This window comes from Chitinophagales bacterium (assembly GCA_013816805.1).
GTDB lineage: Bacteria > Bacteroidota > Bacteroidia > Chitinophagales > UBA10324 > MGR-bin340.
The window spans coordinates 76,198-97,126 of record JACDDS010000012.1; the positions used below are offsets into that span (position 1 = coordinate 76,198).

The window sequence follows — 20,929 nt, forward strand, 5'->3', positions numbered from 1 at the left end:
TTTATTTTTTTCGATTAGGGATTACAAGTTTGTTATCATATATAGCTTCGTATACGCCTGTTTCACAGTTGCATAAAGCAAAAGCCGTCCTTATCAGACGGCTTTAAGCAAAGGATTAAATCGGTATACTATCAGTTCTTCATTATTTTATATGAAAGGATGTTTTTGCCAGCGTGTAATTCAACAATGTACATATTGCTGGCGAAAGAGCTCAGATTAAAAGAAATAGTATGGTCACCTTCCGCCATTACGCCTTCATTCATCTGTAAAACGGATTGACCAAGAATGTTCTTAACCACGATACTTACATTCTCCTCATTTTGTGTAGAAAAATACAATTGCATTTGCCCTGTTGTTGGGTTAGGATATACTTTTTCAATAGCTGCAGTGGGCAATCCGGCATCAGTTGAAAAGTTTTCCCTGGACGAGCTTCCGCATTCATATATCTTTATCAGGTCACCTGCTCCCTGGTTAATTTTTACCCCTTTGAAAGTTATTAACCCTGTGCTGGTGCTATAAGTAATGGATTTTGTCTGGATAATTTTTCCATTTTTATAATTATCCATACAAATTTTCGTATTGTTTGCAACGTTCTTAAACTTTTGCAGGCGACGCAGGGTAATGTCCGTTGTAGATGTTTGTGGTAAATTAAAGGGAAACATCTGTCCGTTTTTCAACTTAAACTGATGAGAATAAATAATGCCCTGCCAGCTGGTTTTAGTTTCATGAATGGATGTATCAATCCAATCAAGTGTGCCATACTTTGTTCCTATTGAGTCACCATCATAATAAGGAGGGTTAGGATTAATTGTATCTCCGGGATAACCATCGGCTGAACAATTGCTAAATGCAGGGTAAGAAAGATCAGTACGGTAACGTAAGAATGTAGCAGTAGATTGGTCGGGTATCATTTCAGACCCGCTGTTATGACTTCTTAAATCCCAGAAATAAAAACCGCCGCTTTGATTATTGTTCACAGTCTCATAGTATGGAATTTTTTCATCCCAGCAGGTAACATCATCATTTTTCCCGGAAACCATGGTTACAATTGGAAGTGATGTTTTCTGCTGATCTTTCAACAGCACATTGAAATCCATCATATCATACATCTTATAGTTCCCCGATCCTTTCAGCTTAGGATAGTCAGTAGGTAGATTATGTATGTAATCGCCTATGAAAATGTTTTGTTTTTTTCTTGTAGTACCATTTAGATTCCATTTACAGGATGGATTATCATCATATAAAAAATGCCCGTTTACCTTAGCAACGGTTACGCTTACTGCAGCAACTAAATCGGGGAAATTATAAGCGAATAACAACGCACCCGTGGTTCCTTCTGAAGAACCCTGTCCATACACTTTAGTAAAATCGATTTCAGTAGGAAAAGTCGCCACAAGCCAGTCGTAAGTCCACTTTATCCTTGACAAAGCATAAAGATGGTCAGTTCCTGTGGTAGGCCACGGAGTACTGGGACCCGCCGTATAAACATCAAAATTTTCATTATAACCGATCCACTTAGTGTTTTCTCCATTGGTTGCATCCCAGTTAAAGTTAGGAATGTCATCTTCTAACGAAAGCTTCCACATTCCATCTATCACTTCATCATTGCAATTTGTATAGGCATTTCCTCCTCCTCCGTAATAAAAAAAAGTAATACCATTGGGATTAGCCGCTTTTTTATCCTTTACAATTCCATAGTTAAAATCAAGGCAGCCTTCATTAGTCATTGTGGGTGTATAGGTGGTAGTCACATTACCCCCAAAAACAACGTAAGCATCATATAACAAGCTCGGCTCATTAATGAGAGGGGTTCCGGCTATTTGCAAAATACCTTTAATAGGTGCTATGGATTCAGCAACGCCGTTGGTAGTAGCATTAGCTCCGGGTGTTATGGTACGATCTTCATTACCGTTTGCATTATCAGAAGTAACCGCGTAATAATAGGTTTTATTTTGACCACAGGTAGCGACAAATAGTCCCTGAGTGGCATCCAGCTTTTGTGTCGGATTATTATTGATTACTAAATACCGGCTTGGAGCGCTCTGAATATTTTTAAAGCTGAGATCTAAATAATAATTAAAAGAGAAATCATACGGTGTACGGCCAAGATAAGTTGCATTATCAATGTTCGCATTAGTTATAGGTGACGTGGATCTATAAACATAGTAAAACCCCGTATACCCGGTAATTATTTTCCAGACGGCAAAGGTTTGACCGTTTCTATATGTAGTTACCAGGTTAGTAACTTTGGCAGCCTGTGCAGAAACAAGCACAAAAGCCAACACCGCAAGTAGGAATATTCTTTTCATGAGTATTTTTAAATGGAAATTTTAGTTGAAAGCAATGATTTGTAGTTAAAAGCAATAATTTGTGATAACTCTATCTGATAGGTATTAGTTTCATATTCAGGAAATAAAAAAATGCATTAGTTCCGGAATAATTTGTAAGGAATCACCTCATTTCCGGCATGTAATTCCGCTACGTAAATGCCGCTCATAAAGTTACCTATATCGAAAGAAATGGCATGATCTCCGCTTTCCTTAATCCCTTCATCGACAATAAGCAGTTTGTTTCCTAATACATCCTTTACAATTAAAATAACGTGCATATCACTTTTCAGTGAAAAACTAATTTGAGCTGATCCAAAGGTTGGATTTGGATAAATATTTTCTATAGCTGCTTTTTGTGTTTCACTATGTATTTGTGTATAGTCCTTAAATGGGGAAATGCATTCGTAGACTTTGATTTGGCTGCCCGTCCCATTAAAAATATCAATCTGATTAAATGTAATTATAGGATCAGAAGTGGAGTAATTAATTGATTGGGTTTGGATCAATTTACCATCGTGATAGTTATCAAGACATAGTATAGTGTTATCCGGTATATTAATGAATTGCTGTAAACGGCGCAGCGTTATATCAGTCCTCACGCTCGGCGGAAGATTATAAGGATACAATTGACCATTATTCAGTTCAATCTGGTGTGAATATACAGTGGCCTGCCAGCTACCAGCAGTTTCATGAATAGAGGTATCAATCCAGTCTAACGTACCGTACCTGGTGCCAACTGTATCACCGTCAAAATAGGGAGGTTGCGGATTAACGGTATCACCAGGATAGCTGTCCCCTGAACAATTCTGAAATGCAGGATAAGAGAGGTCAGTACGGTAACGGAGAAAGTTGCCCAGGTTACGGTCTTGAATTTCTTTAGTGCCGCTCTTGTGTTCCCGCTGATCCCAATAATAGAATCCGCCGTTTCTGCTTGCATTCAGGGAATTGTAAAATCCAATTTTTTCTTCCCAGCACGTCACATAATCACTCTGGCCGGAAGTAAGAAATATCAAAGGAAGCGAATTGTACTTATTATCTTTTAATAACGTACTAAAATTACCGAAATCATAAGTTCTGTAATAATCAGTGCTGTTGTATTTTGGAACATCACTTGGCAGGTTATGAATGTAATCTCCGATAAAAATATTTTCCTTCGTACGTGCTCCACCATCTTCTGACCATTTACAGTCGGGATTATCGTCTGTAAGGTAATCCAGGTTTACTTTGGCGTTGGTGACATCTATGGCAGCTACAACATGAGGGTACAGAAGACCAAACAGCAAGGCGCCGGTAGTGCCTTCTGATGAGCCCTGAGTATAAATTTTATGCAGGTCAATATCAATAGGAAAGGTTCTCAGGAGCCAATCGTACGTCCATTTAATGCGTGTAATAGAATAAGCATGGTTTATTCCGGTTGTGGGCCATGCGGAACTATCATTTGTGGAATAAACATCAAAGTTTTCGTTATAACCAATCCATTTGGTATTTTCTCCGCTTATTGAATCCCAGTTAAAATTTGGAATATCGTCCTCCATAGAAATTTTCCACATACCCGGCTGATTAACAGAATTGCAGCTTCCATAGGCATTACCACCGCCTCCATAAAAAAAGAAAGTAGCCGCATTAGGACTGCCCGGATCAATATCCTTAACAATACCAAAGTTATAAACCAGACATCCTTCATTGGTTAAAGCAGGAGTAAGGTCTGTTTTTACATTACCCCCGAATACTGCATAAGCATTATACAATAAGTTTCGGTTATCCCTTAAAGGAATATCTGCTATCTGAAGGTATGCCTGTACAAAGTCTACCGATTCCGCTATTGCAGTCGTTAATGCATTAGCCCCCGGTACTATGTTTCTGTTTTCAACATTTAATGAATCGGTAGTTATTGCATAATAATATATCTTCCCATTTGCAGCGCAGGTAATCACAAATAGTCCCTGAGACGCGGTGAGTTGCTCTGTGGGGTTATTATTTATAACCAGGTACGGGGTTGGCTGGCCCGAGCCTTGAAGGCCAAGATTTAAAAAATAATTAAGTGAAAAATTTCCGGGTACCCGTCCCATATATTTTGCACTATCGATATTTAAAGCGGTTATCGGACGATTATAGCGGTAAGCATAATAAAAACCCTTATAATCAGGAATCACCGTCCATGTTATAAACGTCTGTCCATCATGATAACTGCCGGAAATGTCTGTTACAGTAGAAGCCTTTGTTTTTACTGTAAGCAATATTACTAGCAGAATAAAAAAACTAATTTTCATTTCAACTAAAAGATTCTACCTGAAAAAAAATAACCATTTCCATAACTATAAAAAAAATTAAAAGCAATTGGTATTAACCTATAGGTCTAATTTTTTAAGACCTTAACCAATGAAACCCGATCCCCAGCCCGAAGTTCAACAATATAGATTCCTGAATTAAAGGATGAGACATCAAAATGAATGCTGTGTTCGCCTTCCAAAAGCTCGCCCTGATTTGTATAAGATAGCTGCCTTCCTGCCATATCCCTAATCCTTAACACTACTTGTTTGCTCTCGGGAAGAAAAAAATTGATAGTTGATAACCCACTGGTTGGATTAGGATAAATGATATCTGCCGCAGGATTGGTTATCTCATTGATACCGGTTAATTCCGAAGACCTTCCTGAAGCGCAGATATAAACTTTCACCAGGTTCGATTCCTGACTCACCTTTACTTTTTTGAAAGTTATTAACCCACTGCTACTATGATAGATTATAGATTGCGACTGAATTAATACTCCGTTTTGATAATTGTCCATACAGATTTTAGCCTTATCGGGTATATTTATGAACTGCTGCAAGCGCCGGAGAGTAATGTCAGTTTCTATTGTGTTTGGCAGCTGGACAGGCAATAAAGATCCATCCAGCAAAACTATTTGATGGGCGTATAAAATAGCTTGCCAGCTAACCGGTGTTTCATGAATTGATGAATCAACCCAATCCAGTGTTCCGAATTTAGTGCCTACTGTATCGCCGTCATAATAAGGAGGTGCAGGATTGATGGTGTCACCAGAGTAGCTGTCTGCAGAACAATACTGGAAAGCCGGATAAGAAAGATTGGTGTGATATCTGGTAAGATCGCTGAGAGAACGATCCTGAATTTCATGAGTACCACCCTTATGAATTCTTAAATCCCAATAATAAAATCCACCGCTCTTGTAAATGTTTACACTATTGTAGAAAGGAATTTTTTCATCCCAGCACGTTACATTGTCGAGCTTTCCTGAAGTCATAAAATAAATAGGTAGTGAAATATTTTTGTCATCAGCAAGAAGCACATTAAAATCTGCCATATCATACATATGATAATATCCATCCCCATTAATTTTTGGCATATCGGTTGGCAGATTAGCAATATAATCTCCAATAAAAATGTTTTGCTTAATCCGGGTAGCTCCATCAACATTCCATTTACAGGTAGGGTTATCATCATGCAGGTAATTGATGTCCACCTTCGCATTAGTAACATCCACTGCTGCCACTTTATCGGGAAACAAGTAACCAAAAAGCATTGCGCCGGTGCAGCCTGAAGAACTGCCCTGTGTATAGATGCTATGCGGATCAATATCACTGGGAAAAGTGCGAAGCAACCAGTCGTAAGTCCACTTGACACGTTGTATTGTATATGTTTTATCGACTCCGGTTGTAGGCCATGGAGTATCATTATTAGCATTATAAACATCAAAATTTTCGTGATAACCGATCCACTTGGTATTTTCTCCATAGATCGGGTCCCAGCTGAAATTCGGTATATCATCTTCCATAGATATCTTCCAATTTCCCGGCAGATCTACGGAATTACAATTTGCATAAGCATTGCCGCCACCCCCATAAAATAAAAATGTGGCTCCGTTAGGGCCGGAAGGATCAGCATCTTTAACAATGCCGAAATTGAATGATAGGCATCCTTCATTAGTCATTTCAGGAGTAAATGGTGTCTGAATATTCCCCCCAAATACTACATAAGCATTATAAAATAGGTCAGGGTTGTCCAGAAGCGGAAGACCTGATACCTGTAAGATTGCTTTTACAGGTGCAACCTGTTCCGCCACACCATTGATTAGCGAATTAGCACCGGATTTTATATGCCGGTTTTCCATCCCGCCCGAGTCAGCAGTTACTGCATAGTAACGGGTTTTATTATCGCTGCAGGTAGTAACAAAAACCCCTTGTTCCGGGGTTAAGGTCTGAATAGGATTATCATTGATAACAAAATAGAAAGTATTTGCACCGCCTTCTCCATTTACGCCAATATTTAAGAAATAATTAAAAGATGAGTTATTGGGAATACGTCCTATATATTTTGAACTGTCAAGATTAGATGAGGTGATAGCTCTACTGTAACGGTAGATGTAGTAAAAACCGGAATCATAAGATGATATGTTATTCCAAACTAAAAAAGTCTGACCATTTCTGTAATTAGCAACCAGGTTAGTAACTACTTGCGCCTTCAGATAGCAAACGGAAAAAAGAATGGTAATTAACAGTAATAAAAATTTTCTCATAAAAGGAAAAGAGATTGAATTTTGGCGCGTAAAATTAGATAACTATAGTGAGAATACCTTACGAAAGACTGCTGTCAAATATTTAATTTTCACCGTTAAACTAAGTTCCAATTGTAATGTCTTATTTGATTTTTGTATCTGCCCCTTATTATTTGAATAGAGCATTAGTGACAATTTAGTTCCAATCCTTTTGATCTTCTTTATTCAGTTCATTTAGTAAAGAAGGCGTAATATTTATCTTAACAAGCGAATAAAGAATATCATAAACTTCCTTTACGTTTGGCAACATCGCCAGGCCGGGTAAGGCCTCCTGCACAAAATAAAAACCCCCAAGCAACCATGGATAAAGAGGATTGGTATTCCCCAATATGATAAACCCGGAGCCATCCTTTTCTTCTGTAAGATCAAGCCGTTCAATATTTTTAAGCGGCAGGGTTTTCAGGTTTAATTTTTTTCTTTCATTTTTCAACAGCACTCTTTTATTAGTAATGCAGTAAAAAGTCCGTGCCCTTTTTCGGGCACTAAGAAAAAATCTGAGGATGCACATGTAAACACTGGCTAATGCAAGCATAACCCCGATTATTTTTAAGGTAAAAGGAGATTCGTAATAGAGCAGTGTATAATTGAGAATGAGTGAAAAACCCACCAGTATAATGCTCATGGGTATCAGAAGCATATCTGCATCGCGGAGTTGTACACCACGCTTGGGCTGCCCGGTCCATATAATTTTCTCATCTTCCTTCAAATAGGGAATAAATAAGGGCTCTAAAAGCATAAATGGAAACCCGGGTTGAGTGGCACTAAAATAGCAATCACATAGGATTCGTAAATTTAGGGCGAATTAAAGTTGTTCTTACTTTTACGTTTTTTTAGCAATTTCTATCATGCGGTTTAATTAAAAATATTCGGGCCGATATATATATTCCAAAATAAAGAAGATACTGTGAGATTTATTAACAGAGAAATAAGCTGGCTTTCATTTAATGAGCGGGTGTTGCAGGAAGCGGAAGATCTTAATGTCCCTCTGCTTGAACGATTGCGATTTCTTGGAATTTTTTCGTCAAATCTTGATGAATTTTTCCGGGTCCGCGTGGCCACTCTTAAGCGCATGATGCCGCTGGGGAAAAAGGCGAAGAAAACAATTGGTGATACTCCTAAAAAGATATTGAGTGAAATTTTTAACACGGTTGTTACTCAGCAAAACAGGTTCAATCAGATCTATCAGCAATTGTTACAAGCCTTAGAGCAGGAGAATATATTTATCATTAATGAAAAGCAGCTTAGTCCCGAACAGGGAGCATTTGTGAGGAACTATTTTCACCGTGAAGTGCGTGCAGCTCTTGTACCTATAATGATAGATTCAATAGAAGAATTCCCCTATCTGAGGGACCATGCAATTTATCTGGCGGTACATCTCTCCGACAGTACCGGTGAGCATAAAGCAAAATATTCCATTATTGAAGTACCTACGGATGTAGTATCCCGATTTCTGGTTTTACCTAAAGAAGGCGATAAAAACTCTGTAATACTTCTCGATGATATTATTCGCTATTGCCTTGACGATGTATTTTATATGTTTTCGTTCGATACATTTAAAGCAGCTATGGTAAAAATGACCCGCGATGCTGAATTGGATTTACTGGAAGATTATACAGAGAGCTTTGTGGGTAAGGTGGAGAAAGGATTAAAGCAGCGAAAGCGTGGTAAGCCCGTGCGGTTTATCTATGATGCCGCTATTGATTCAGACCTGCTTGATTACATGTTAAAGAGAATGCATCTCAAAAAAGGAGATGATAATATCGTGGCCGGAGCACGCTACCATAACTTCAAAGACTTTGTCAGCTTTCCCTCCTTGGGCAAAATGTATTTATTATACCCGCAAAACGAGCGGTTGCTGCATCCCGATCTTCCTGTAAATAAGCGCATGCTTCCCGTAATTGCTCAAAAGGATGTGCTGCTTCATTTCCCTTATCACTCCTTTGATTATTTTATTGATTTCCTTCGGGAAGCAGCCATCGATCCTAAAGTTTCAGAGATTAAGATTACCCTGTATCGCCTTGCAAAAAATTCCAAAGTTGCCAACTCACTTATTAATGCGGTACGTAACGGAAAGAAAGTAGTGGTGGTAATGGAACTGCAGGCACGGTTTGATGAGGAACATAATATTTTCTGGAGCGACCGCCTTACAGAAGAAGGAGCGCATATAATTTTTGGTGTTCAGGGATTGAAAGTGCATAGTAAAATATGTTTAATTACCAGGAAAGAAAAAGGAAAGGATGTATTGTATGCAAACGTTTCCACAGGTAACTATAATGAGTCTACAGCCAAAATTTACTCAGACCATAGCCTGTTTACAGCAGATAGTAAAATAACCAATGAGCTGGAAGAAATGTTTACTTTTTTTCAGAATACCTACAAGGTTCCTGAATATAAACATTTGATTGTTGCTCCTACCTATATGCGAAAGCGGCTTGAGAAACTGATCGATCGTGAAATACAGGCAGCGAAGAACGGAAGATTAGCCAGGATCGATATTAAGCTGAATAATTTTGCCGATTTGGCGATGGTAGAAAAAGTTCTCGAGGCTGCAAGGGCCGGAGTTACAGTGCGCATGCTTATCAGGGGCACTTGTGCTATTGGAGCCATTTCAGACGAAGTAAAAAAGAATATCCATATTATCAGCATTGTAGATAAATTCCTTGAACATTCCAGAATTTTTGTTTTCTATAATGAAGGTAAAGAAGCTATATATATTTCCTCTGCCGATTGGATGATGCGTAATTTAAACAGCCGGGTTGAAATGGCTCTTCCAATCTATGATACCAATATCAGAAAAGAAATCCTTGAATTTCTTGATATTCAGTTCCATGATAATGTTAAAGCGCGCATTCTGGATGACCAGCAGCAAAATTATTATCTTAGAAACGATAAACCACCATTCCGTTCACAGGAAGAAATATATTTCTATCTAAAGAATAAGCTTGAAAAGAGTCGGGAAATACATGAATCGGTGTTGAATAAGCCGGTGATAGAACCTGTGGAGCTGTAATAATTCAATACAGCATGGCGCATCCTATTATACTAAATCCATTTTGCTTTATTCCACAATAAATTTTCCATTCATTTTTTGCCAATGTCCGGGGTAAGTACAGACAAACTGATAGTTACCGAAAGGTGGAGCGGCGAAAACCAAATCTGCAGATTGTCCTGGATTTAACAGAGGAGAGTGATATAAAACATTGGATCGGTCATCAGGAACAAATTCTTTTGCAGGACCAGCAGCATTACCGGCGGTTGCCACTTGTTCCATTGTCCCGGTTTTTACAATAAAAAAATTATGCTTCAGAGCAGAATCTTTTGCTGTATTGCTGAAATGGATCTTAATAGTAGAACCTGATTTTACGTGAATATCTGCCATTGAATAAGACATTACATCCATAGAATTTCCAATGGCATTTAATGTAAATTCCATTACTGGCGCACTGGCATCAATTTTATCCGGGTCGTATACTAATGGCTGCGAATGATAGGAAGAAGTATCCTGTGCATCAGAAGAAGTTTGTTGCTGATTGCTGTTACAAGCAGTAAAGTATAACAATGCAATGTAAGTGGAAAATACCGGAAAGGCTGATTTAATGGTCATTGTAATAATTTTGAGAATTATAAAAGAAACAACTGATATAAAAATTTGTTCACTGAATGTTTTTCATTAAATAAATGCAACTATAAACAGATTTAGCTTCATTAACTTCGAATTGTGTTTATAAAGGAAATGAAAGGGCCTCTGCTATTCATTTGCTTCCAGCTATTTACTTTATATAGTGGCGCTCAGGCTATTTATTTTTGTGATAATGTAAGTGATGATGGCTATCCTGTTTATTCGGTTACATCATTTATCATTTCAAAAAATGGCGGTGCTTTAAAAACTTAGTACGTGCTAAGGATAATACTCAATCAGGAATTGTGAGGTATAATATGTATCGTATTGAGCGAGGTTAAGAATATTTGATATTGAACTTGTACAGGAGGAAGATTCAGACTTTGCCTGGTTTACAAGGAATGTCGTATTCTATAAAGAAGCTTTCATCGCATAAAGGTTTGGGATGAAAACAATATCCTGGTTGTAACCGGAGATTTGGAAATCCGATATTCGGGTTACTGATTACAACGCCTGTCTCAAAGATCGGCTTATCTCTATCCTTCTCTATATTTTTTAGGAAGATTATTTAAAACAAGGTTATAAGAATCATCGATCATGCCCAATATCTCACTTTGAGGAATGGTTCCGTTATCCTCTACGCTGTTCCAATGCCTTTTATTCATATGATATGCCGGATATACTGCCGTATATTTTTCACGCAGCTCTATCGCCCTTTCCGGATCACATTTTAAATTTAACCGGAAAGGCCGGTACTCCAGACTGGTAAGTAAAAAAATTTTACCCATTACCCTATAGACCAGGGTATCATTATCAAAAGGAAAATCTTCAGTAACACCCTTTTTTCTTTTGCAATATTCCCGCAGCATTTCATGGTTCATGCTACCTTATAATTTTTTTATCTGCGGTTATCATGTTATTATTCGATGGTAAGCTGATTAATCGCTTCCTCCAGCTCTCTGTGCGCATGTACATCTTTACCTGAGGTCCTCCATAAACCTTCCTTGTAAGTTTCCTCTGCCTCCTCCAGCATATTCAATTTCTCATACAATTTTCCGAGGTGGTAATATAACCCTGTGTAATCGGGATCATGCCTCAGTATATCTTTAAAATACTCAAGTGCCTTGTCATTATCTCCACCATTGATGTATTCAAGGGCCAGCGCAAACTTTACAAAACTATCACCAGGATTTTGCTTAAGAAAAGAGTTCAGCTGTTCTATACGCTTTGTATTCATGCCTTCAGGAAAAAGTTTTTTGGCTACCTTTGCGCCTCACAAAAAGGGCTTTTTCATTCACCCTTTAATTATACTAAAGATAGATGAAGATTTTAGTTTGCATTTCTAAAACGCCCGACACTACAACGAAAATTTCATTTATTAATGGTAACACCCGGTTCAACAGTGATAAAGTTCAGTTTATTATTAATCCGTATGATGAATGGTACGCATTAGTGCGTGCTGTAGAGTTAAAGGAAAAATTAGGAGCACAGGTTACAATAATAAATGTTGGCTTATCCGACAGCGAATCTATTATCCGTAAAGCGCTTGCAATAGGCGGCGATGATGCGGTGCGAATTGATGCAGAGCCGGATGATGCATTTTTTGTAGCAGATCAAATTGCCCAATACGCGAAACAGGAAAATTTTGAAATCATTTTTCTGGGTAAAGAAACCATCGACTACAATGGATCGCAGGTAGGGGGTATGGTTGCAGGACTTTTGGAAATTCCATTCATTTCTCTGGCTTCGAGGCTGGATTTAGAAGGAAATATGGCTACAGTGGAAAGAGATATTGCTGGTGGTCATGAAATTATTAGCGTTAAAACACCATTTGTTATAAGTGCATCGAAAGGAATGGCTGAAGCCAGAATTCCAAACATGCGTGGCATTATGGCCGCGCGAACAAAACCCGTAAAAGTGTTGCCGCCCTATCAATCCGAAAAATTGACATCAGTAAAAGAATATCAGTTACCTAAAGAAAAAGGTGGTCCTAAAATGATTTCAGCTGAACATCCTGAAGAATTAGTAAAGCTGCTTCATGAAGAGGCAAAGGTTATTTAACCATATTCAATTTCATGTGTAATCATACCATAGAGATAAATGAAAATTTTATAAATGTTTAGCCATTATATTCATAATAAATTATAGTAACTAAGATTTTTACGCACCAATCCTTTAAATTTTATTATTTCTTATTTCTATGAGCATACTTGTTTTTGTGGAACCATCGAATGGAGCATTTAAAAAACAGGCTTTTGAAGCCGTTACCTATGCAGCGAAAATCGGTGCGATGCTTAAAGTGGAAATACACGCATTGTGCATAGATAAACCAGGCGAAAATGAACTGCAGGTTCTTGGAGAATACGGTGCAAATAAAGTCTGGTATGTAAATGATTCCCGGTTAAAAAGTGTTGATCCCATGGTTTATGCCAAAGTGATTGCACAACTGGAATCAAAAATAGATTCAGATGTATTGGTCTTAATACAGAATTTTGATGGTAAAGCCATAGCACCTATCCTGGCAGCCAGACTTCATGCCGGATTGGTGTCGGGAGCAATTGATCTTCCGCGCATCGAAGGAGCATCTTTTCTCGTTAAGAAAAATGTGTTCTCGGGAAAAGCTTTTGCTACCTATGAAATGCATTCTCCCAAAAAGATCATTTCACTGATGCCGAATTCTATTATTCCTGAAAAAATTTCAAATACAGCCTCCATTGCCGAGTTTCAACCCGAGCTCGATGACGCTGATTTTAAATTGCAGGTGAAAGAAGTAAAAAAAGCCTCAGAAAAAATTTCTCTTTCCGATGCAGAGATTATAATTTCGGGAGGCAGGGGATTAAAGGGACCTGAGAACTGGAAGATGATTGAAGAGATGGCGGACATACTGGGAGGGGCAACTGCCTGTTCAAGACCAGTAGCTGATATACACTGGCGCCCGCACGAGGAACACGTAGGTCAGACAGGACTTACCGTACGGCCTAATTTGTATATTGCTATTGGCATTTCAGGAGCAATTCAGCACTTAGCAGGAGTGAATGGAAGTAAAGTAATGGTTGTAGTAAATAAAGATGCAGAAGCACCTTTTTTTAAAGCTGCTGACTATGGTATTGTGGGCGATGCACTTGAAGTAGTACCGAAATTAAATGCTGCATTTCGAAAATTTAAAGAAGGTGCTTAAACCATGCTAATGAAATTTTAATGAAGAAGATTGAACTCGAAATTGTTGCTTTGTCTCACAGCATCACGCAATCACACAGCTATGCAGTGGTGTTGGGAGAAGTGAATGGTATTCGAAGGCTGCCAATTGTTATTGGGGGTTTTGAGGCCCAGGCAATTGCAGTAGCACTGGAGAAAATGAATCCTACGCGGCCGCTCACTCATGATTTAATGAGAAGCATTTGTCAATCATTTCATATTGAAGTAAAGGAAATTATTATCAACAACCTGCTGGATGGTATTTTTTATTCGCAGCTAATTTGTAAAAAGGGCAATGAGCTAATAGAAGTTGACTCTCGCACATCGGATGCTCTTGCTTTGGCGGTTCGTTTTGAATGCCCTATTTATACCTATGAATTTATTCTTGATTCTGCCGGCCTGATCCTGGAAGAGCCTGCTGCTGAAGAAAAATTAGAGATTAAAGAAAGAAAAGCGGAGAAAAAATCAACGGTTACAGCCAGCCTGAAATCGATTGACCTTGCGAAGCAATCCCTTCCGGAATTAAATCAGATGCTGCAGTCATTCCTGGAGAAAGAAGATTACGAGCAGGCAATAATAGTAAGGGATGAAATATCCAGAAGGAAGAAACAATCCTAAACCTCCAGTCTTTTACAATATTGCGAGTGATCTTTAAGTTAAAAATCGTGTTTTCAACTCAGCCGTTGGTACCATGCATTCATCCTTTTTCCCAAAAATCCTATATCTGTATTTTGAGACCATGCTATATGCAAAATCACGAATGAACTTAGGAAATATGCGGAAAAAATAAAACAATTTCCAGCCGCCATTTAACCGTCTTGCAATTCTTAAAACAGCAGACGATTGTAAAAAGACTTTACCATTCTCCACCAGTACCACCGTTGAAATATTTTTAATAGGTAAATTATAACGCGATAAAATTTCTTTCCCCTTATCAGACTGTAATGCACTGAAAACAAATCGCTCTTTGCTGTCGTGTTTTATAATAAACCGTACAAAGCCATTACACAGGTTACAAACACCGTCGAAAAGAATAATCGATTTTAAGTTACCCGTATTCAAAAACTGATCGTTTGTATTACAGATACATTTTTCACGTAAAGAAAATTCACAAGTTAGAAATCATTAATAGTTGCATTTTCAAATTCACAAATAAATCTGCATCTTACCTGCAAACTTTGATGAATGGAAATCTTACGTGGGCTGTTGGGTCTTTCATCATTAATTTTTATCTGTTTCCTGTTCAGCAACAACCGCCGCGGTATTGACTGGAAATTAGTTGCTGCAGGACTTGCACTTCAAATGATTTTCGCAGTAGGGATTCTTTATGTACCTTTTTTTAAAGACGCCTTTCAATTCATAAGCGATGGATTTGTAAAACTTATAGGACTATCGCACCGTGGCACTGAATTCCTGTTTGGCAACCTGGCAGACCAGACAAAATCGTGGGGCTATGTTTTTGCTATACAGGTATTGCCGAATATTGTATTTTTTGCAGCGCTCTCATCACTCATGTATTATTTGGGGGTTCTTCAATTTATTGTCGTTGGCTTTGCCTGGATAATGAGTAAAACCATGAAACAGATCTCTGGGGCCGAAAGCTTATCCACTGCCGCAAATATTTTCCTGGGTCAAACGGAAGCACCATTGATGATTCGTCCATACCTGGCGGGAATGACCCGGTCAGAAATTCTCTGCATCATGATCGGCGGGATGGCAAATACAGCAGGAAGCGTGCTCGCAGCTTATGTTAGCTTTCTGGGGGGCGCAGATATTCAGCAGCAGCAGTTTTATGCTTTACATATGCTTTCGCAATCTATAATGAGTGCTCCTGCTGCTATTGTCTGTGCGAAAATTTTGTTTCCCCAGACACATCCCGAACAGGTCAACAGGGATTTGAAAGTACCAAAAGAAAACATTGGCAGTAACGTACTAGACGCCATTGCCAATGGAACTACTGATGGTTTAAAGCTTGCAGTGAACGTGGCCGGAATGCTGGTGGTTTTCATTGCACTGATGGCTGTGGTAAATTCTCTGTTTCATTTGATCGGCAGAATTGGAGGACTCAATATCTATATAGAAGCAGTAACAAATAACCGCTATGATGCACTTTCTCTGGAATTTATTTTCGGATATCTCTTTGCGCCGCTTGCCTGGCTTATGGGAGTTTCGATACACGACATGCTTTCCATTGGGCAATTGCTTGGTGAAAAAACGGTAATCAATGAATTTGTAGCCTATGTTACAATGGGCGATATGCTTAAAAGTGGTTTGCTTTCAGATCCACGATCCATTGTAATTGCAACATATGCATTGTGCGGCTTCTCTAATTTTTCTTCAATAGGGATACAGATTGGAGGTATAGGTGCGCTGGCTCCTAACCAGCGAACCAATCTCTCTGAACTTGGCTTAAAGGCCCTGATCGGCGGAACGGTTGCCTGCCTGATGACGGCTGTAATAGCAGGCATGTTGTATCATTGACCCTTAATTTGTTCCCTAGTCTTAAGTAATTCCCTGCACCATGTTTGATTTTATTGCATCTGCCGAAGGCTGGGTGAGTCTTGTAACTCTTATTGTAATGGAGATTGTGCTTGGTATCGACAACATCATTTTTATTTCCCTTATTACCGATCGCCTTAAAAAAGAAGAGCAGCAACGCGGAAGATTAGTGGGGCTTAGTATTGCTTTACTGGTTAGAATTGGCTTGCTCTTTTCCATTTCCTCACTCACAAAGCTTACCAATCCGGTAACCAGCTTCGGGGAATTTGCATTAAGCATCCATGATCTTATTTTATTTGCTGGAGGAATATTCCTTTTATACAAAACCACTCGTGAGATACATAATCGTATTGAAGGAAAAGACGAGCACCTGTCTTCAAAAGGAAAAGTATCTCTGCAAAGCGTAATCATGCAGATCGTATTGATTGATGTAATTTTTTCTGTAGATTCAATATTAACGGCGGTTGGCCTGGTAGATTATTTAAGCATCATGGTGATTGCGGTAATAGCTGCAATGTTGTTTATGATCTCTTTTAGCAGGTTTGTAAGTGAATTCATTAACAAGCATCCTACCATAAAAATGCTGGCTCTTGCCTTTTTACTCATGATCGGGTTTTTGCTGGTGGCAGATGGACTTCACTATCACATCGAGAAAAAGTATCTGTATTTCGCTATGGCTTTTTCGTTTCTCGTGGAGTTTTTAAATATGAAGCAACGTAGAAAGACGAAAGGAATAGAAAACAATGAAATGGAAGATATAAAATAATAATGTACAATACCTTTAATACTTTCGATAATATGTACTGAAATTCTATGTTACAGTTGACTAAAATTAATCTGCCGGTAGAAAAATTTATAAAGCAATAATCACCTACATATTTCCTCAAACCATTATTGAGTCATCTTTACTATGAAGATATACGGAACGAATCCTTATTTTCGTAAAGCAAACTATTTTATGAAATCAACCATTCCATACCTCAGTCTTACTATTCTCCTTTTATCGGGCTTTTTATTTTTTAAATACCCAACCATTAAAACTGCCGCTCATAATGAACAGGAGGATGTGAGTGAAGATTATTTTTTAATGCGTGCTTACCCCGATGCAGCTGTAGATATGCAAGCGTACGATGCAGCTTTAAAAGACGCAATGACACCAAAAAGCGCTCAACGCGAAAGTGCAGCGTGGACTGTGGAAGGTCCGGGAAATATCGGCGGCAGAATTAATTGCATGGCAATAGAACCCGGCAACCCTGATGTAATTTATGAAGGGAATGCAGCAGGTGGGATCTTTAAAACTACAGATGGTGGTATTACGTGGAATGCCATTTTTGATAACGAGCCTTATCTTTCTATTGGAGCCATTACTGTTGATCCCAATAATCCTCAAACCATTTGGGCCGGTACAGGAGATGTTAATATCAGCGGTTATGTATTTATTGGAGATGGTATTTATAAAAGCACCGATGGTGGTGGAACCTGGAAGAATATGGGATTGAGTGAAACGAAGATCATTTCAAAAATTATAGTGGATTCCTCTAATTCAAATATTGTGTACGCAGCCACTATGGGGCTTCCCTTCGAAACCAATACTGATCGCGGGCTTTACAAATCCATAGATGGCGGAGAAACGTGGAGCAAAATTCTTTTTGTGGATGTAGATGCTGGAATTATTGACATGGTGATAGACCCTGTAAATCCAAACATAATTTATGCTGCAAGCTGGAACCGCATACGGAATAATTATTTTAGTGAAGTATATGGGCCAGATGCGCACATTTATAAAACCACTGATGGTGGCTCGACCTGGAACATCCTTAACAATGGATTACCAGATTTTACAACCTGCAGAATAGGCCTTGCTATATCAAAACAAAATCCCGAAAAGCTCTATGCAATAATTGTGGATACCATTCAATTCGGCGTTCAGGGTATTTACAAAACGATTAATGGAGGAACAACATGGACAAATGCACTTGGAAATTTTGATCAGGAAACTTTTGGAACACAAGGCTGGTACTTTGGAAAAATCTATGTAAACCCGGCTAATGATGAACAAATCTATGTGCCCGGAGTAGAACTGCAAACCTCTACAGACGGAGGTAACAAATGGAACCCTGCTACACCATCCTGGTACTCTTATTTAGTGCATGCCGACGGTCATTATATGGAATTTGTTGATCAAAATAATTTTTACTATTGCACCGATGGCGGCATGTATAAGACCACTGATAATTGTAATACATGGACAGATTGTGAAAATATTCCGAATACACAATTTTATCATGTCACATTTAATGAAAATGATCCTTCCGATTATTTTGGAGGAGCCCAGGATAATGGAACGCTCTCCGGCAGTAACGCTTCATTCAATGGATGGAACCGCACCTTCGGAGGTGATGGGTTTAAACCGTATTTCAATCCAAACAATGCTATGGTTCAATATGCAGAAACACAAAATGGAGGATTGTGGTACACCACTGATGCGGGTAATTCCTATACTCCATTCACCAATAATCTGGACCTGGAGCGTCAAAGCTGGGACATGCCTTATCTGATGAGTCCGCTTGATCCTACGGTCTTTTATTGCGGCACATACCAGATGAATAAGCTTACCGATGCTCCTTTCGGATCCTGGTTACCCATTAGCGAGGATCTGACAGATGGAACTGATGACCGGTTTCACGTGATTACAACGCTGACTCAATCACCTCTTAATGGATTAATCTTATACAGCGGTACCAGTGATGGAAATGTATGGTCAACTACAGATGACGGCAACACATGGAACCTCGTTTCCTCGAATTTACCGGATAGATATGTAACATCCGTCCAGGCATCACCTAATGAGGTTAATACCGTTTATGTTACCCATAGCGGGTATCGGGATAATGATTATATACCTCATGTTCATAAGAGTATTGACAATGGAAAAAACTGGTTGGACATTTCCGGCGATCTTCCGCAATTAGCCGCAAATGATATTCTTATTTCGCCGGCAGATGAAACCATAATATATGTTGCTACAGACGGCGGAGTTTATAAAACTGAAAATGGAGGCGTAAACTGGAACAGGCTTGGCAGTAATATGCCTTTTATTCCTGTTTATGATATAGAGTTTAACCTTTCAAACAATAAAGTAATTGCCGGAACATTTGCCCGGAGCATCTGGACAATTGATGCAGAAACAGAAGTAGGTATAGCTTCGGTAGATAAAAGCCTGAAAGCGATGTCGATTTTTCCGAATCCGGCTTCCAATGTTATTACTATTGATTTAGAGGAAAATTCAGCAAACAAAATTAGTTTCTATGATGCAGCGGGGCAATTGATGCTTCCTGAACGAGTAGGGAGCTCAGCTGGTTTAGTATCTTTTTCGTTAAAAGATTTTATGCCTGGAATCTATTACATCCATATTCTATCAGGAAAAGAAAATGTTGTTCAAAAGTTTGTGAAGGTGATGTAATTCGAAGTTCGTTATTTTTTGTCGCTCGCTTCGTCTTCGGTGATTACGGTTTTAAATGCCAGGGCAGCGAGCAAAGCTCCTATGAAAGGCCCGACAACATAGAGCCACATATGTGTTAAGGTACTTGTGCCGTTCATAAGCGTTTCAGTAATATTTCTTCCTAATCCTACTGCCGGATTAAATGCTCCGCCACTTATAGGTCCTAAGCCAACTGCCATAGCAAACACGGTAAAGCCAATTGCCATCCCATAAAATGAATTTCCTGCATTGGCTTTTGCCGTTGCCACATTTAATACCACATAACACAATGCAAATGTTCCGAAGATTTCCGCAAGTAATGCATTCATCACTGTAACGTCAGCACCGGGTGCATGTGTTATGGCAACCTGGTTATAACCGGTAACTACGTAGCTCATTATCCCGCCAAATATTCCTCCAAAAATCTGAACGACCCAATATTGAAACATTTGCAATGCCGTCATACTTCCGCGGATATATATTGCAAGGGAAACCGCCGGATTATAATGGGCACCTGAGATGTGACCTCCGGCATACACCATTACCATTAACGTTGAGCCAAAAGCCAAGCCTGCTATGGCACTTCCCGATCCCACCGTACAGCCAATCGCAAAAACAAGAAAGAATGTACCGATAAATTCCACGATCATTTTTTTCATTCCAAAAATTTTTAATGTTCGGGAAAAATAGAAAAATATATTAAGTGAGCGAGAGTGATTATTATAATTTTACCAACATCGATTTAAATAAATGCTTATGCCAGTTGTTGTAGGAGAGCTTGCTCCGGATTTCGCACTTTATGATACGGATAAGAAAAAAGTTTCTTTAAAAGATTATCGTGGTAAAAATATAGTGCTGCTATTTTTTCCTTTTGCATTTTCCAGTGTTTGTTCGAAAGAATTATGTGAGGTCCGCGACAATTATAGCTTTTACGAAAAGCTGAATGCGCCAATTATTGCAATCAGCGTGGATTCCCTTTACACGAATGCAAAATTCAAAGAATTAAATAAATTCAATTTCTTATTGCTTTCAGATTTCAATAAGGAAGTATCCCGAAAATATGATTCACTCATAGAAAATTTTAACTTCGACTATCAGGGAGTTTCTAAGCGATCAACATTTGTAATAGACAAGAAAGGTAAAATTGTATATGCCGAAATTCTTGCCAATCCTGGAGATTATCCTGATATGCAGAAATTGAAAGATGCCGTTACCTCTCTTAATTATTAATT

18 protein-coding genes are annotated in these 20,929 nt (G+C 38.7%); 9 read left to right on the forward strand and 9 right to left on the reverse strand.

The window, feature by feature from the left end; all coding sequences use genetic code 11:
* Positions 1–131 precede the first annotated feature (131 nt).
* The 4 genes from H0W62_11250 to H0W62_11265 all read right to left on the reverse strand — a co-directional run bounded on the left by H0W62_11250 (position 132) and on the right by H0W62_11265 (position 7,639).
* Positions 132–2,309, reverse strand: coding sequence for a T9SS type A sorting domain-containing protein (locus H0W62_11250; GenBank protein MBA3649106.1), 2,178 nt, complete (start codon positions 2,307–2,309; stop codon positions 132–134).
* A 116-nt stretch (positions 2,310–2,425) separates the two neighbouring features.
* Positions 2,426–4,600: a hypothetical protein gene (locus H0W62_11255; protein MBA3649107.1), complete on the reverse strand. Its 2,175-nt coding sequence runs from the start codon at positions 4,598–4,600 to the stop codon at positions 2,426–2,428.
* A gap of 86 nt (positions 4,601–4,686) precedes the next feature.
* Positions 4,687–6,864, reverse strand: a complete 2,178-nt coding sequence (locus H0W62_11260) for a T9SS type A sorting domain-containing protein (GenBank protein MBA3649108.1) — start codon at positions 6,862–6,864, stop codon at positions 4,687–4,689.
* A 175-nt stretch (positions 6,865–7,039) separates the two neighbouring features.
* Positions 7,040–7,639: a hypothetical protein gene (locus H0W62_11265; protein MBA3649109.1), complete on the reverse strand. Its 600-nt coding sequence runs from the start codon at positions 7,637–7,639 to the stop codon at positions 7,040–7,042.
* A gap of 168 nt (positions 7,640–7,807) precedes the next feature.
* Between H0W62_11265 and ppk1 the strand changes: the two genes are divergently transcribed.
* Positions 7,808–9,913, forward strand: coding sequence for a polyphosphate kinase 1 (gene ppk1 / locus H0W62_11270; GenBank protein ID MBA3649110.1), 2,106 nt, complete (start codon positions 7,808–7,810; stop codon positions 9,911–9,913).
* Between the two features lie 48 nt (positions 9,914–9,961).
* Here the strand turns inward: ppk1 and H0W62_11275 are convergent, their stop codons facing one another.
* Positions 9,962–10,507 carry a cupredoxin domain-containing protein gene (locus H0W62_11275; GenBank protein ID MBA3649111.1) on the reverse strand — a complete coding sequence of 182 codons (546 nt, stop codon included), beginning with the start codon at positions 10,505–10,507 and terminating at the stop codon, positions 9,962–9,964.
* 129 nt (positions 10,508–10,636) lie between these two features.
* Here H0W62_11275 and H0W62_11280 point away from each other — a divergent pair, with 129 nt between their 5' ends.
* Positions 10,637–10,795 (forward strand): hypothetical protein, encoded by a 159-nt coding sequence (locus tag H0W62_11280; GenBank protein ID MBA3649112.1) that lies wholly within the window; start codon positions 10,637–10,639, stop codon positions 10,793–10,795.
* Between the two features lie 263 nt (positions 10,796–11,058).
* Here the strand turns inward: H0W62_11280 and H0W62_11285 are convergent, their stop codons facing one another.
* Together H0W62_11285 and H0W62_11290 are read right to left on the reverse strand one after the other, a co-directional pair.
* The gene (locus tag H0W62_11285; GenBank protein MBA3649113.1) at positions 11,059–11,403 is read right to left on the reverse strand and encodes an MmcQ/YjbR family DNA-binding protein; all 345 of its coding nucleotides are present in this window, start codon (positions 11,401–11,403) and stop codon (positions 11,059–11,061) included.
* Between the two features lie 38 nt (positions 11,404–11,441).
* Positions 11,442–11,759: a tetratricopeptide repeat protein gene (locus tag H0W62_11290; GenBank protein ID MBA3649114.1), complete on the reverse strand. Its 318-nt coding sequence runs from the start codon at positions 11,757–11,759 to the stop codon at positions 11,442–11,444.
* Positions 11,760–11,842: 83 nt separating this feature from the next.
* Between H0W62_11290 and H0W62_11295 the strand changes: the two genes are divergently transcribed.
* The 3 genes from H0W62_11295 (at position 11,843) to H0W62_11305 (ending at position 14,335) form a co-directional block, all read left to right on the forward strand.
* Positions 11,843–12,583 (forward strand): electron transfer flavoprotein subunit beta/FixA family protein, encoded by a 741-nt coding sequence (locus H0W62_11295; GenBank protein ID MBA3649115.1) that lies wholly within the window; start codon positions 11,843–11,845, stop codon positions 12,581–12,583.
* 139 nt (positions 12,584–12,722) lie between these two features.
* Positions 12,723–13,700, forward strand: coding sequence for an electron transfer flavoprotein subunit alpha/FixB family protein (locus H0W62_11300; GenBank protein ID MBA3649116.1), 978 nt, complete (start codon positions 12,723–12,725; stop codon positions 13,698–13,700).
* Between the two features lie 20 nt (positions 13,701–13,720).
* Complete coding sequence (locus H0W62_11305; GenBank protein ID MBA3649117.1) at positions 13,721–14,335, forward strand: bifunctional nuclease family protein; 615 nt, start codon at positions 13,721–13,723, stop codon at positions 14,333–14,335.
* A 33-nt stretch (positions 14,336–14,368) separates the two neighbouring features.
* On the opposite strand, the gene H0W62_11310 is transcribed toward H0W62_11305, so the two are convergent.
* Positions 14,369–14,779, reverse strand: a complete 411-nt coding sequence (locus H0W62_11310; GenBank protein MBA3649118.1) for a thiol-disulfide oxidoreductase DCC family protein — start codon at positions 14,777–14,779, stop codon at positions 14,369–14,371.
* Positions 14,780–14,902: 123 nt separating this feature from the next.
* On the opposite strand from H0W62_11310, the gene H0W62_11315 reads away from it, so the two are divergent.
* From H0W62_11315 to H0W62_11325, 3 genes are all read left to right on the forward strand, one after another.
* On the forward strand, positions 14,903–16,198 hold the full coding sequence (locus H0W62_11315; GenBank protein MBA3649119.1) for a hypothetical protein: 1,296 nt from the start codon (positions 14,903–14,905) through the stop codon (positions 16,196–16,198).
* 40 nt (positions 16,199–16,238) lie between these two features.
* Positions 16,239–16,982, forward strand: a complete 744-nt coding sequence (locus H0W62_11320) for a TerC family protein (protein ID MBA3649120.1) — start codon at positions 16,239–16,241, stop codon at positions 16,980–16,982.
* A gap of 192 nt (positions 16,983–17,174) precedes the next feature.
* A complete protein-coding gene (locus tag H0W62_11325; GenBank protein MBA3649121.1) occupies positions 17,175–19,679 on the forward strand; it encodes a T9SS type A sorting domain-containing protein in 2,505 nt (834 codons plus the stop codon).
* Positions 19,680–19,690: 11 nt separating this feature from the next.
* Here the strand turns inward: H0W62_11325 and H0W62_11330 are convergent, their stop codons facing one another.
* The gene (locus tag H0W62_11330) at positions 19,691–20,356 is read right to left on the reverse strand and encodes an aquaporin family protein (protein ID MBA3649122.1); all 666 of its coding nucleotides are present in this window, start codon (positions 20,354–20,356) and stop codon (positions 19,691–19,693) included.
* 97 nt (positions 20,357–20,453) lie between these two features.
* Here H0W62_11330 and H0W62_11335 point away from each other — a divergent pair, with 97 nt between their 5' ends.
* Positions 20,454–20,927, forward strand: coding sequence for a redoxin domain-containing protein (locus H0W62_11335; protein MBA3649123.1), 474 nt, complete (start codon positions 20,454–20,456; stop codon positions 20,925–20,927).
* Positions 20,928–20,929: the final 2 nt, after the last annotated feature.